Source organism: Methylobacterium marchantiae (assembly GCF_042679825.1).
Lineage (GTDB): Bacteria > Pseudomonadota > Alphaproteobacteria > Rhizobiales > Beijerinckiaceae > Methylobacterium > Methylobacterium marchantiae.
In genome coordinates, this window is the sequence record NZ_JBHTND010000008.1 from 83,642 (window position 1) to 96,378 (window position 12,737).

General features: G+C 64.8%; 11 protein-coding genes and 1 tRNA gene. 11 read left to right on the plus strand and 1 reads right to left on the minus strand.

The window, feature by feature from the left end:
* Positions 1-2: 2 nt before the first annotated feature.
* From ACFQ4G_RS08025 to ACFQ4G_RS08055, 7 genes are all read left to right on the plus strand, one after another.
* Complete coding sequence (locus ACFQ4G_RS08025) at positions 3-308, plus strand: SelT/SelW/SelH family protein (protein ID WP_238205415.1); 306 nt, start codon at positions 3-5, stop codon at positions 306-308.
* Between the two features lie 80 nt (positions 309-388).
* On the plus strand, positions 389-2,533 hold the full coding sequence (locus tag ACFQ4G_RS08030) for a sensor histidine kinase (protein WP_238205561.1): 2,145 nt from the start codon (positions 389-391) through the stop codon (positions 2,531-2,533).
* A 513-nt stretch (positions 2,534-3,046) separates the two neighbouring features.
* Positions 3,047-4,423 carry a methyl-accepting chemotaxis protein gene (locus ACFQ4G_RS08035; RefSeq protein WP_238205416.1) on the plus strand — a complete coding sequence of 459 codons (1,377 nt, stop codon included), beginning with the start codon at positions 3,047-3,049 and terminating at the stop codon, positions 4,421-4,423.
* Between the two features lie 132 nt (positions 4,424-4,555).
* Positions 4,556-6,094 carry a class I adenylate-forming enzyme family protein gene (locus ACFQ4G_RS08040; protein ID WP_238205417.1) on the plus strand — a complete coding sequence of 513 codons (1,539 nt, stop codon included), beginning with the start codon at positions 4,556-4,558 and terminating at the stop codon, positions 6,092-6,094.
* A gap of 111 nt (positions 6,095-6,205) precedes the next feature.
* The gene (locus ACFQ4G_RS08045) at positions 6,206-7,036 is read left to right on the plus strand and encodes a glycosyltransferase family 2 protein (protein WP_238205418.1); all 831 of its coding nucleotides are present in this window, start codon (positions 6,206-6,208) and stop codon (positions 7,034-7,036) included.
* 12 nt (positions 7,037-7,048) lie between these two features.
* Positions 7,049-7,140: transfer RNA gene (locus ACFQ4G_RS08050), tRNA-Ser, on the plus strand.
* 133 nt (positions 7,141-7,273) lie between these two features.
* Entirely contained in the window at positions 7,274-7,402 is a 129-nt protein-coding gene (locus ACFQ4G_RS08055) for a hypothetical protein (protein ID WP_379040040.1), read from the plus strand.
* Between the two features lie 85 nt (positions 7,403-7,487).
* On the opposite strand, the gene ACFQ4G_RS08060 is transcribed toward ACFQ4G_RS08055, so the two are convergent.
* Positions 7,488-8,300: a DUF2806 domain-containing protein gene (locus ACFQ4G_RS08060; protein WP_238205419.1), complete on the minus strand. Its 813-nt coding sequence runs from the start codon at positions 8,298-8,300 to the stop codon at positions 7,488-7,490.
* A gap of 789 nt (positions 8,301-9,089) precedes the next feature.
* Here ACFQ4G_RS08060 and uvrC point away from each other — a divergent pair.
* From uvrC to ACFQ4G_RS08080, 4 genes are all read left to right on the plus strand, one after another.
* A complete protein-coding gene (uvrC, locus tag ACFQ4G_RS08065) occupies positions 9,090-11,144 on the plus strand; it encodes an excinuclease ABC subunit UvrC (protein ID WP_238205420.1) in 2,055 nt (684 codons plus the stop codon).
* 213 nt (positions 11,145-11,357) lie between these two features.
* The gene (pgsA, locus tag ACFQ4G_RS08070) at positions 11,358-11,957 is read left to right on the plus strand and encodes a CDP-diacylglycerol--glycerol-3-phosphate 3-phosphatidyltransferase (RefSeq protein ID WP_238205422.1); all 600 of its coding nucleotides are present in this window, start codon (positions 11,358-11,360) and stop codon (positions 11,955-11,957) included.
* A 31-nt stretch (positions 11,958-11,988) separates the two neighbouring features.
* On the plus strand, positions 11,989-12,240 hold the full coding sequence (gene moaD / locus ACFQ4G_RS08075) for a molybdopterin converting factor subunit 1 (protein WP_238205424.1): 252 nt from the start codon (positions 11,989-11,991) through the stop codon (positions 12,238-12,240).
* A gap of 47 nt (positions 12,241-12,287) precedes the next feature.
* Complete coding sequence (locus ACFQ4G_RS08080) at positions 12,288-12,722, plus strand: GNAT family acetyltransferase (RefSeq protein ID WP_238205426.1); 435 nt, start codon at positions 12,288-12,290, stop codon at positions 12,720-12,722.
* Positions 12,723-12,737 lie beyond the last annotated feature (15 nt).

Genomic DNA, 12,737 nt, shown 5'->3' on the forward strand with positions numbered 1-12,737 from the left:
CCATGGATGACGATGCACCTGCCCCACAGGTCGAGAAGCCCAGAGTTTCCATCACCTACTGCACGCAGTGCCAGTGGCTCCTGCGTGCCGGCTGGATGGCGCAGGAGCTCCTTTCCACCTTCCGCGACGAAATCGGCGAGGTCGCCCTCGTGCCCGGTACCGGCGGCGTCTTCGTGATCGCGTGCGGAGCCGAAACGATCTGGGATCGGACGCGGGACGGGGGTTTCCCCGACGTGAAAACCTTGAAGCAGCGCGTCCGCGATCGGCTCGCGCCGTCCCGGGACCTCGGTCACATCGACAGGTCATGAGCGTCGACACGAAGAGCGAGACGGAGCCGACTTCCGGCGCGAAGACCGGCGGCGGATGGCAGGCGACGAGGCTGGGACGCCTGGTCGCGCGCATCCGGCAGCGCGGCTTCTCGACCCAGGTCTACCTGATCGCCCTGGTCGTGGCGCTGATCGGGCCCGGGCTGCTGTTCACGGCGATTCTGCTCGTTCGTTACGCCGGAACCGAACGGGCTCGGTTCGAGCAGGATGCGCGCGAAAACGTTCGCGGCGTCGCCCTCTCGATCGACCGCGACACGGCGGGGCTCGTCTCCGTCCTGCAGACCCTGGCGACCTCGCCCCGGCTGAAGGACGCCGAGTTCGAGAATTTCGACGCGCAGGCCCGGCTCGTCCGCGAAACCGTCGGCCTCGACATCCTGTTGCGCCGCCCCGACGGGCAGCAATTGGTGAACACGTCGGTACCGCGCGGGGCACCGATGCCGAAGACCACCCTCCCCTTCGATCGCGAGATCGCCTCGGGCACGCAGCGCGCGATGATCTCCGGCATCCTCTCGGGGAGCATGCCCGACCGCGCGACCTATGCCATCGCTGTTCCGGTCCTGAACGAGGGCGAGGTCGTCTACCTCCTGAGCTTCATGGCGCCGGTGAACCGACTCCAGGGAATCCTCGGGCGCGAATACGTGCCGGGCTGGACGACGGGCGTTTCGGACCGTGACGGGATCGCCCTCGCCCGCATTCCCGACCCGGCATCGATCGTGGGACGCCCCCGGCTGGCGACGCTTCGCCAGCGCCAGACCGAGACGCCGGGGGTCTGGGAGGGCAAGGACTTCAACATGCGGCCCGTCACGGTGGTCGAGGCGCGCTCGCGCCTCACCGGCTGGACGGTGAGTGCCGTGATCCCGAAAGCGCTCGTGGAGGCACGGCTGCGCGGCTGGATCTGGGCCTTCACCGGATTCGGGTTCCTCGTCCTCGCCACCTCGTCGATCCTCGCGATCAATCTCTGGTCCAAGGTCTCGCAGCCGCTTCGCCGGCTCGTGGCCACCGGGCCGGCCCTCGCCCGGGGAGAGGCGATCCCGCGCATCACCTCGCCGATCCACGAGATCCGTCGCCTCGGAGACGTTCTGGCGGATGCGTCCCTGCGCCTGCGCACCCGAAGCGAGGAGCGCGACAAGGCCCTCGCCGAGACGGAACGCGGCCTCTCGGCCCTGCGCGAGAGCGAGGCCAGGTTCCGGCACATGGCGGATTCCGCCCCCGCCTTGATCTGGATGACCGATGAGACGTCCGAGATCAGTTTCGCCAACATGCATTTCGACCACCTGTTCGGAAAGCCGGCGACCGCGCTCGCGGCCGGCGGATGGCAGACGATCGTCCATCCCGACGACCTGCCGGCCTTCTCGGCCAAGCTCTCCGAGGCTTTCGCCGACCGGGTCTCGGTCAGGGCGGAGGTGCGGGTGGTGGATCGCGAGGGCGAGGTGCGGTGGCTACGCTGCGAGGGCGTGCCCCGGCTCGACGATACCGGGACCTTCCTCGGCTATACCGGCTGCAACGTCGACATCACCGATGCCAAGCGCGCGGAGGAGCACCTGCTGCTGCTCATCCATGAGCTCAACCACCGGGTGAAGAACACCCTTGCCACCGTCCAATCCATCGCGATCCAGTCTCTGCGCGGCCTCGACACGGCGGAAGCCGCCGCGGCGAAGGCGGCGTTCGAGGCGAGGCTCCTAGCGCTGGCGCGGGTCCATGACGTTCTGACGCGCGAGAGTTGGGACGGTGCGGAACTCGGAAACGTAGTGGCCGACGCCATCGCCCCACTCGACTCCGCCGGTGCGAGTTCCTCACGCTTCATCGTGTCTGGGCCGCATCTTCGTCTGCCGCCCCGGCTCGCCCTCTCCATCGCCATGGCTCTTCACGAACTCGGCACCAATGCGGTCAAGTACGGCTCGCTCTCGCGGGAGGGGGGCACGGTGACGATCGCCTGGACGGTCGAGAGAGGAGAGGAGACGCGGCTGCTTCTGCGCTGGAGTGAGAGCGGCGGCCCCCCGGTGACGCAGCCGACCCGAACCGGCTTCGGCTCCCGCCTCATCGAACGCAGTCTCGCCCGCGAACTCGCCGGCGAGGTCCAGCTCCTGTTCGTGGCGAGCGGCGTGGTCTGCTCGATCGAGGCGCCCGTGCCTCCCCCGACATTGCTCGAACGTATGGCCAGCCTGGCCCCGCCTCAGACCGCCCGGCCCCTTCCGCGCTCGGCCTGACGAGGAAGCCCACTGACCAGCGGCGCTTGCTTCCGCGAGCGTTCCGACGAAGCACTATCGTGGGCGGCGTCTCGCCGAATGGGACAATCGCCCGGACTGAAGAGCATGAGACCTTTCTCACGCCAGGATTGAGTCCTGCGGTCTATTCGCAATGTCAGTATCTCATTTCGAAATATCGAGGGCTCGAGTGCCGTGGCGGGAGCGGTTTTGCTGAGTTGTATTGCGCTGGTACGTTGATTTCTGCGAATTTTACTTCGATGTCTCTAGAGTAAGATTTTGCAGGCTAATCAATATATCGAATCTGCTGAATTTTATGTAAGTCGTGGCTCGTAGCGATGTCTGATCAAAAATGGTCATATTATTCATGTTCGAAATTGCGATATCTCGATCGCAGCGCAGCATGAATATTTGCTTCCTTCCGCGCTTTTCGCTGAAGAAAAGCTGAGTGCTAAGGTGCTATTAAGCAATTGGCCTTAAAGCTTTCTGGATCGACGGTTCCAGGATCCTATTTCGATGATCGGCTTTTCCCGCAAGCGTCACGTGACTGAACAGCCTGCAATGCCTGACGCGGCTTCGCAGGCCTTGGCCGAAGACGCTCGCCTGTGCATTGCCGTCGAGGCACTGATGTCGAGCCAGGGGCTCGCCGCGGTCGACCTGCCGGAAGGTAAGCTCAAAGCGTCCCTCGAGCGGCTACATCATCGTGGGGCGGAGGACAATCATCGCAATCTGTCGTCCATCGCCTCCATGTCGAAGGAAGCGTCCGAAGCGGCCATCAATATCGGCTGGATGACCTACGACGTCGGCGAAGTCGCCCGTTCCACGCAGACCATCGCCGGTGCCACCGAAGAGATGGCGGCATCCATCGCCGAAGTCTCCCAGACCTCCGATACGGTCGTCACCGTCGCCCAGGACGCCCTGACCGCCATGAGCGCCTGTATCGGCGACGGGCGCGAGGCGAAATCCGCCATGCAGGAGATCGCTGCCCGGACCTCGCTGATCTCCGACCGCGTCGTGGTACTGGAGCGGGCCATCGCTCAGATCGAAATCATGGCCACCGCCATCGCGTCGATTTCTGCCCAGACCAACCTGCTCGCGCTGAACGCGACCATCGAGGCGGCACGGGCAGGCGAGGCCGGGCGCGGCTTCTCCGTCGTCGCGGCGGAGGTCAAATCGCTCTCCGCGCAGACCGCGAAGTCGACGGGCGAAATCCGCGGCCTTCTCAGCACCCTGACGGCCGAGATGGGAGCGATCTCGATCGCCGTCGACGAGAGCCGCAGCGCCGTGAACTCCGGCCGCGCCATCGTCGAGCAGCTGGAAATGCGCGTCGAGCAGACCAACGAGCGGATCTCCCAGGCGAGCGACCTGAACCAGGCGATCTCGCAGATGCTGGGTCAGCAGCGCTCCGCCACGGCCGAGATTTCCACCAGCGTCCAGAGCATCGCCGGCAAGGCCGCCAAGACCCATGAGGAGATCGACAAGATCACGACCCGCCTCGTGAAGGCGGAGAGCTTCGGGCGCAGCGCGCTCGCGGCGGAAAGCCACCGCGTCGCCGCCTATGGCCTCGTCACCCTGCCGGCCGATATCGGCATGTGGAAGCGCAAGCTCGCGCGCATCCTCGTCGGCCTCGCTCCGGCGGATGCCGCCGACGCGACGATGCTCGGCCGGCCCGATCACAGCGTCTGCACCGAGCTGAAGAGCGGCCCGCTGCGCGACCATCCGTCCCTCGGCCGCCTGGCGGCCGCGGAGAGGACGGCGCTCGAGGAGGCGGCCAAGATGGTCGCCGCCGTCGCCGCGAACAACTGGGACATCGGCACCCCGGCCTACCAAGCCGCCACCGCCGCCATGAAGGACATGCTCGGCGCCGCCAACGAGACGCGCGGCATCAAATAGGCCGGGATTTCCGCTCGTCGCGGGCGGTCTCTCTTCGAAACCTTCGGCAGTCGCACGGTCGGCCCCTTGTTGCCGACCGTGCGTTTCGTCATGGCTTGGGCTCGACGCCACGATAGAGCCCGAGCCGTCTCCATGACCCGACCGGACGCCTCTCCACCGTCCCGCTTCAACGCCGCCCGTCACTGCCTTGCGGACAATGCACGCCTGAGGCCCGACAAGGTCGCGCTGATCATGGCCGGATCGGGCGACGAGGCGCTGAGCCTGACCTTCGCCGAGGCCGACCGTGCCGTGCGCGGCATCGCCGCCGGGCTCCTCGCCCTGGGTCTGCGCGCGGGCGACCGCGTGATGATCCGGATGGGCAACGAGGCGGATTATGTCCTCGTCTATTTCGGCGCGCTCGCCGCCGGCCTCGTGGCTCTGCCCTCCTCGCCACAGCTAACGCCGGCGGAGGCGGCCTTCCTGATGGACGATTCCGGTGCCGCCGCATTGGTCACCGGCGCCGGCAACCGGCTTGATGCGGCTCAAGCCGCTGGCCGGATCGTCCTCGGCCCCTCCGAGATCGCCGCGATGAAGCGCGCCGAGCCGATCGCGGATTATGCCGACACTGCGGCCGACGATCCCGCGACCCTTGTCTACACGTCCGGCACGACCAGCCGCCCGAAGGGCGTGCTCCACGCCCATCGGGCGATCCGGGGGCGGCAGCCGATGCATGCCCATTGGCTCGGGCTGACGGAAGCGGACGTGATGCTGCATGCCGGCACCATGAACTGGACCTACACGCTCGGCGTCGGCATCACCGATCCGTGGTCCTGCGGAGCGACCAGCGTGCTCTATGACGGCCCCCGCGACCCTTCCGTCTGGCCCGCCCTCATCGCCCGCCACGGCGCGACGCTGTTCGCCGCCGTGCCGAGCCTCTACCGCCAAATCCTGAAATACGCCGACCTCGCAGGCTGCGACCTGTCCCGGCTGCGCCACGGCTGTACCGCCGGGGAGGCCCTGCCGCCCGACTTGCTGGAGGCCTGGACGAGGGCGACCGGAAAACCGATCTATGAAGCCCTCGGCATGAGCGAGATCTCGACCTACGTCTCCAGTGGCCCGACCATTCCCGTGAGGCCTGGTTCACCGGGCAAGCCCCAGCCCGGCCGTCGTGTGGCGATCCTGCCGCTGGAGGGAGCTGACGCTCCCCTGCCGGCGGGCGAGGTCGGGCTTCTCGCGGTCCATCGCACCGAGCCTGGCCTGATGCTCGGCTACTGGAACCGGCCCGAGGAGGAAGCCTCCGTGATGCGCGGCGAATGGTTCGCGGGCGGCGATCTCGCGAGCCTAGACGAGGACGGATACCTCTGGTTCCAGGGCCGCAACGACGACCTGATGAATGCTCTCGGCTACCGTGTGTCGCCCAATGAGGTCGAGGGCGTGGTGAGCTTGCATCCGTCGGTGGCCGAGGTCGGCGTCGCCGAATTGTCCGTCCGGGCCGATCTCAAAGTCATCGCCGCTTTCGTCGTCCTGAAACCGGGCGCCGAGGCGGATGGTGCGGCGATCCTGGCCTGGTGCGGCGAGCGGCTGGCCGCCTACAAATGCCCGCGCGAGATCCGCTTCCTTGAAGCCCTGCCGCGTACCGCCAATGGGAAGGTGCAGCGCAAGCGCCTGGCCGAGCAGCCGGCCGTGGCGTGACGGGAGCGCCGATCGGACATCGCTCCGGCTGCGCGCAAAGCCTCTGTCGCGAATCGTCTTTTTCGAGAAGGGACTATCGGCCTGCCGGGGCTTTGCCTTAGAGGCCTCAGCATGTCCGCGTTGCCGCTCTCGATCTTCCTCATCGCCTTCAACGAGGCCGACCGGATCGGCGCGACCATCCGTGCCGTGCGCGACCTGACGGACGACCTCGTCGTCGTCGATTCCGGCTCCACCGACGGAACCCAGGCCCTGGCGGCTTCCCTCGGCGCCCGGGTGATCCACAACGACTGGCCCGGCTACGGCCCGCAGAAGCGCTTCGCCGAGGCCGAGTGCCGCCACGACTGGCTCCTGAATCTCGACGCGGACGAGGTCGTGCCGCAGGATCTGTCGGATGCCATCCGTGACCTGTTCGCCGCTGGCGAGCCCCCGCAGCCGGCCTATCGCATCGCCATCGCGGAAATCTTTCCCGGCGAGCGCAGACCGCATCCCTGGGCCTATGCCCTTCACCCCGTGCGCCTCTACCGCAAGGATCGGGGCCGCTACTCGCCCTCCCCGGTCCACGACCGGGTGGAGCTCAATCCCGGTGCCGGGGTAGGCCGGGTGAAGGGCGTCATTCACCATTTCTCGGTGCGCTCCCTCGGCGACCAGCTCGACAAGCTCAATCGCTATTCCGACCAGCAGGCGCGGGATCTGGAGACCCGCGGCGTCACGATCCCGACCTGGCGCATCTTCGTCGAGCTGCCGCTGAACTTCCTCAAAGCCTATGTCGGCCGGCGCCATTTCGTGCGCGGCGTCTACGGCTTCCTCACCGCCATGAACTACGCGATCTCCCGCCACCTCCGGGTGGCCAAGCATTACGAACGCCGCGCGGCGCTGATTTCCCCACCCTTGCCACCCATCGAGCCGGCGAAGCGGGTTGACCCGTCCGACGCGAAATTCTAGAGCCACCCCTACGGAGACGTGGCCGAGCGGCTGAAGGCACTCGTTTGCTAAATGAGCATACCCCGAAAGGGGTATCGAGGGTTCGAATCCCTCCGTCTCCGCCATTGCACCATTCCAAACCGTTCCATACGGTATCCGGGCCGTTGAAAGCATTGAGCTTGTCACCCTGGTGGGGTTGACCCTGTTCCTATCCAACCCACCCGCTGCTCCGCTTCGTGCTGGGAGTTGGGCGGACACATGGCGGGAGACGTCAACAAGCTCACTGTGCGGACGGTGCAAACTGTGCAGCTTGCAAACCAGGTGCAGCGGCGCATTCAGGAAGCTATGAACTGGCTGGCTCAGGACCGGAACTTCAACGCGGCATGACGGCAAACGGCACGGCCGCTTTATCGGCTGCCGCGCTTACATCCTCGCTTTGAATCAGAGGCGGTTTCTGTCGCAGGACAAGCGCTTAGACGTGTTCCGTGAATGTTACCTCCACGAAGTTGCCCGTGGTGTGGTCTACTACGAGTTCGGTATGACCAAGCGATTGACCCTGAAACGTTTCCTCAAGTGTCTCTTTTCGTCTAAGGATATCGATTCTTTGTGCTCTAGAGGATCGAGTTATCGCTTTTGTAAAATCTCTAACGATCTTGAAGTCATTATTAACGGACATTATTGAATATATCTCTCCACCTACCTTGGTTAGCGGGTATGCGTTGAATTTATAGTCAATACCCCATTCCGTCTGTAGGCATAATGTATAGAATTTATTTTGTATAAGAGACATCTTGTTGTCGTATGTCTTGGTCCAGCTAATGGCATTTCCAAGCAATCCTACGTCGTTCAGTCGTCTGACCCTATCAAATGACTCCCCATCCGCCCCGACGAAAACGTGAAACAGGAGGCGATCCTCGAATATGACATCCGCGATGTCTCCAAAGTCCTTCGCAATCTCACTGTCCAGTGTCGATATGAACTGTATGGTCCTCAGCGAAAACGTTCCCGGCTTCCTGATTTCACCCGCCAAAACACGCGCCCACGTATCTTGTAGTTTCTCAGACGTCGCCTTCTCCGCAAACGAACTGTAGAAGTTCATCCAGTCATCATCAGGAGGTGGTGTCTCAGTGCGAAGCGACTCGCCGTCCGACAAGTGCTCTGCCGTCTTGTATGCGATTGACTCGCGGTTTTGCTGGAAGCCAAACTGCTCGCCAGTCCATCTATCGATTAGTCTACTTACTCGGTCAGTATCTTTGATACCTTGCTTGGCCGCCTCTTTCGCCAATGCCTTCGTGAGTACGCTTCTAGCTGCGGTGTCATCTCGTATTCTTTGCTGCCACTGTTCGCCCTGAGCCTTTCCGACTAGGAGGATGGACGCGATGCTTTCAGCGCCCGCGCCGATGAGGCGTGCGATTGCTTTCGTCGCACCGGGAATGTCCCCGTCGATAAGCTACTGGACCCATCCCGGAGGATGATACCGTTCGGGGAGGTTCTCGGTCATCGCGCATGCTTTCAAACGGGCATCGGTTGTATAAGTTGTCCCGCATTCGCTGTTCGGTTGCTACAGTCAGAGCAGGCTTTACCACCGCGAATTCACAAAGCATGCGCCGCGAGTCGTGGCGGAGTAGTTTTTGCCAAATAAATCAGCAGCTTGTCGGCGAGAGGTTTCCCGGTTCTCCCGAGTACCCGACCTGCGACAAATGTGCATGTCGCGTTGTCCGGCGTTGCGATAGGCTGCTGGGGTATGTGCTGGGGTTGGACGGCGTTAACGATAAAAATATCTCTGTAAAACAGAGGCTTAGTGCCAAAGTTGTCCGAACTTGGTCTCCGCCACTCCTCTATCAGTGAAATCCTTGATCATTCCGGGTCGCCCCGACGCGGCACGTGGTCAAGCACTACATCGCGCTCCGTCGAGCGCGGATCGAAATCGTGCCTCCGCACAGGTTCGAGGGTCGTCACCCAGCCAGCTTTGGCCGTCCAGCCTCTGCGATTGCGGAGCGCCGAAGCCGCGCGGGCAGGGATCGTGGCGGCACCGCCTCTTCCCCGATCCGTGCCGGCAGCTTAGATCCTCACCATGAGCCGCCCACCCTCGAAAGACCTGCCTTCGCAGCGAGACCTGCCGCCCGACACGTTCGACGAGCGCGAGGATGCGGAGGAGACCCTCGAGCAGATCGAGGACGGACCCGAGATCGACTTCGATTTCGAGGAAGGTGCGGTCAAGGCCGGCACCGAGATCATCCGCCGCTTCTGGAGTACCCTCCCCTCCGGTCCGGGCGTCTACCGGATGTTCGACGAGAAGGGCGACGTCCTCTACGTCGGCAAGGCGAAGAACCTGAAGGCCCGCGTCGGCTCGTATGCCCGTGGGCAGGCGCATTCGAACCGGATCGCCCGGATGATCTCGCAGACGGCGGCGATGGAATTCGTCACCACCGCCACCGAGACGGAGGCGCTGCTGCTGGAATCCAACCTCATCAAGCAGTTGAAGCCGCGCTTCAACGTGCTGATGCGGGACGACAAGTCGTTCCCCTACATTCTGGTCACAGCGGATTCCGAAGCGCCGCAGATCGTCAAGCATCGTGGCGCCCGCCGGCGCAAGGGCAGCTATTACGGCCCCTTCGCCACGGTCTGGGCGGTGAACCGCACGGTAAACGCGCTGCAGCGCGCCTTCCTGCTGCGGACCTGTACCGACAGCTATTACGAGAACCGCACGCGACCCTGCCTGCTCTATCAGATCAAACGCTGCGCCGGTCCCTGTACCGGCGAGATCGGCCTGCCCGAGTACCAGGCGCTGGCCGAGAACGCGAAGGGCTTCCTCGCCGGCAAGTCCAACGCCGTAAAGGACCGCATGCGCGAGGAGATGCAGGACGCATCCGAGAAACTCGAATTCGAGCGGGCCGCACGGTTCCGCGACCGGATCAGCGCGCTCTCGGCGATCCAGGGAACTCAAGGGGTCAATACCCAGGGGATCGAGGAGGCGGACGTGTTCGCCCTCGACGAGCAGGCGGGCCAGTTCTGCATCGAGGTGTTCTTCTTCCGCAACTTCCAGAACTGGGGAAACCGCGCCTACTTTCCCAAGGCCGATCGCTCGATGACGCCGGACGAGGTGCTGGGCTCGTTCATCGGCCAGTTCTACGACGACAAGCCGGCGCCCCGGATCGTCCTCGTCTCCCATGCCATCGAGGACGCCGAGCTGGTGGCGGCCGCCCTGTCGAGTCGTGCCGAGAACCGCGTCGAGGTCCACCAGCCTCAGCGCGGCGAGCGCAAGGCGCTGGTCGAATACGCCCAGCGCAATGCCAAGGAGGCGCTGGCGCGGCGCCTCGCCGACACCGCGTCGCAGGCCAAGCTCCTCGTCGCCCTGGGTCAGTCCTTCGGGCTGCCCTCCGCGCCGCGCAGGATCGAGGTCTACGACAACTCCCACATCATGGGCACGAACGCGGTGGGCGGAATGATCGTCGCCGGCCCCTCGGGCTTCGCGAAGACGCATTACCGCACCTTCAACATCAAGTCGGAGGAACTGACGCCGGGCGACGATTACGGGATGATGAAGGAGGTGCTGCAGCGCCGCTTCAAGCGTCTGGTGAAGGAGAATCCGCGCAACCCGATGGAGGCCGATGCCGCGGCGGATGGCGGCGGAGCGCCCGAACCGGTGGCCGAGGCGGATGCCGAGAGCATGCCGGCTTGGCCCGATCTGGTCCTCATCGACGGCGGCAAGGGCCAGCTCGATGCCGCGCGCACGGCGCTCGACGAGATCGGCGTCACCGGCGTCTCCCTCGTCGGCATCGCCAAGGGGCGCGATCGCGATGCCGGGCGCGAGACCTTCTTCGTGCCCGGCAAGCCGCCGTTCAAGCTGCCGCCGCGCGACCCGACCCTGTATTTCGTCCAGCGTCTGCGCGACGAGGCCCACCGCTTCGCGATCGGCACGCACCGGGCCAAGCGCAAGCGTGAGATGATCAAGAATCCCCTCGACGAGATCGCCGGCATCGGCCCGACCCGCAAGCGCGCGCTCCTCCACCATTTCGGGACGGTGAAGGCAATCGGACGCGCGTCCCTGGAGGATCTGGCGACGGCCCCCGGCGTCAACGCCGCGACGGCACGGGCAGTGTACGACTTCTTCCATGCCGGCGGGTGAGCTTCGGCAGCCGGGACGGTTCTAGGAGCTGGGCGTCTCATTCGAGAGGCGGCATATCCGAGAACGGCGTGAGCATTGCGGTCGAGATGCTCGGTCGTTTTTGCTGAGCGCCTGCCCTATAGGTCGATGCTCCCTGAAAAGCGGCGGGGCCTGACCGCCCTCGCCCCATCATCGCAGTTGACCCCTCCCCCGGCCCATGGTTTCACCGCGCGGATGACTGTCCTTCCCCTCCGACGCCGGTCGCCGGCCTGGACGCTGGCGAACTGCCTGACCTATGGGCGTCTGGTGGCCGTGCCGGTCGTGGTGGCGCTGCTGTACTGGCCCGAAGAGCATGCGGCACGCTTCGCGGCTCTGGGCGTGTTCATCGCCGCCGCCATCACCGACTATCTCGACGGCTACGTCGCCCGAACCTATGACCAGAGCTCCGCGCTCGGCCGGATGCTCGATCCGATCGCCGACAAGCTCCTCGTCGCCGCCTGCCTTTTGATGCTGGTTCCGGACAAGACGATCCATGGCTGGACGCTCTGGGCCGCCATCGTGATCCTGTGCCGGGAGATCCTCGTCTCCGGCCTGCGGGAATATCTGGCGGAATTGAAAGTCGGCGTTCCGGTGAGCCGCGTCGCCAAGTGGAAGACCACCCTGCAGCTCGTCGCCATCGGCTTCCTCGTTGCCGGACCGGCGGGTGAGACCATCCTGCCGGGTACGATCTGGACCGGGACCGCCCTGCTCTGGATCGCCGCGGCCCTGACGCTCTATACCGGCTACGACTATATGAGAGCCGGCATCCGGCACGTGATCGACGATCCGCGCTGACCCGCCGACCTCGTATGCGGAAAGGCAGACGATGAAGCTCGTGTATTTCGCCTGGGTGCGCGAGCGCATCGGCAAGGCAGAAGAGATCGTGAGCCTGCCGACCGGGATCGACACGGTGTCGGATCTCGTCGGCTGGCTGCGCGGACGCGGGGAGGAATATGCCTACGCGTTCGAGAACGCCGGAATCGTACGGGCGGCCATCGATCGGGTCCATGCAAAGCCGGACGCGGCGATCGCCGGAGCGACGGAAATTGCGTTCTTTCCACCTATGACTGGCGGCTGATGACTGGGGGCTGAGCGTCGAGCTTCGACGACCCTGGTGAGGACCTGATGTCCATCGAGACCGTGAACCGCGCGCTTCGCGACGACGATATCGGTCAGGTCGTGGCCCTGTGGCACGCGGCCGGGGTCTCGCGGCCGTGGAACGATCCGGCCAGGGATATCGCCTTCGCCCGCCGCGATCCGCACTCGACCGTGCTGGTGGCGGACCGTGACGGTCTGATCGTCGCCACGGCCATGGTCGGCGAAGATGGGCATCGAGGCTGGGTCTACTACGTCGCCGTCGATCCGCGGCTTCGCAATCTCGGCCTTGGACGGGGAATCATGGATGCCGCCGAGCGATGGCTGATCGACCGCGGCGTCTGGAAGATGCAGCTCCTCGTGCGCGAGGAGAACGACGCGGTCCGGCATTTCTACGAGCATCTCGGCTATCGCGACACGCGGACGATCTGCTTCCAGAAGGTCATCGGCGACGCGGCCGAGTGACCCTGTCTGGCCGGA

Coding starts and splice junctions, on each gene's coding strand:
- ACFQ4G_RS08025 (WP_238205415.1), top strand. CDS start 3: ATGGATGACGATGCACCTGCCCCACAGGTCGAGAAGCCCAGAGTTTCC.
- ACFQ4G_RS08035 (WP_238205416.1), top strand. CDS start 3,047: ATGATCGGCTTTTCCCGCAAGCGTCACGTGACTGAACAGCCTGCAATG.
- ACFQ4G_RS08040 (WP_238205417.1), top strand. CDS start 4,556: ATGACCCGACCGGACGCCTCTCCACCGTCCCGCTTCAACGCCGCCCGT.
- ACFQ4G_RS08045 (WP_238205418.1), top strand. CDS start 6,206: ATGTCCGCGTTGCCGCTCTCGATCTTCCTCATCGCCTTCAACGAGGCC.
- ACFQ4G_RS08055 (WP_379040040.1), top strand. CDS start 7,274: ATGGCGGGAGACGTCAACAAGCTCACTGTGCGGACGGTGCAAACTGTG.
- uvrC (WP_238205420.1), top strand. CDS start 9,090: ATGAGCCGCCCACCCTCGAAAGACCTGCCTTCGCAGCGAGACCTGCCG.
- pgsA (WP_238205422.1), top strand. CDS start 11,358: ATGACTGTCCTTCCCCTCCGACGCCGGTCGCCGGCCTGGACGCTGGCG.
- moaD (WP_238205424.1), top strand. CDS start 11,989: ATGAAGCTCGTGTATTTCGCCTGGGTGCGCGAGCGCATCGGCAAGGCA.
- ACFQ4G_RS08080 (WP_238205426.1), top strand. CDS start 12,288: ATGTCCATCGAGACCGTGAACCGCGCGCTTCGCGACGACGATATCGGT.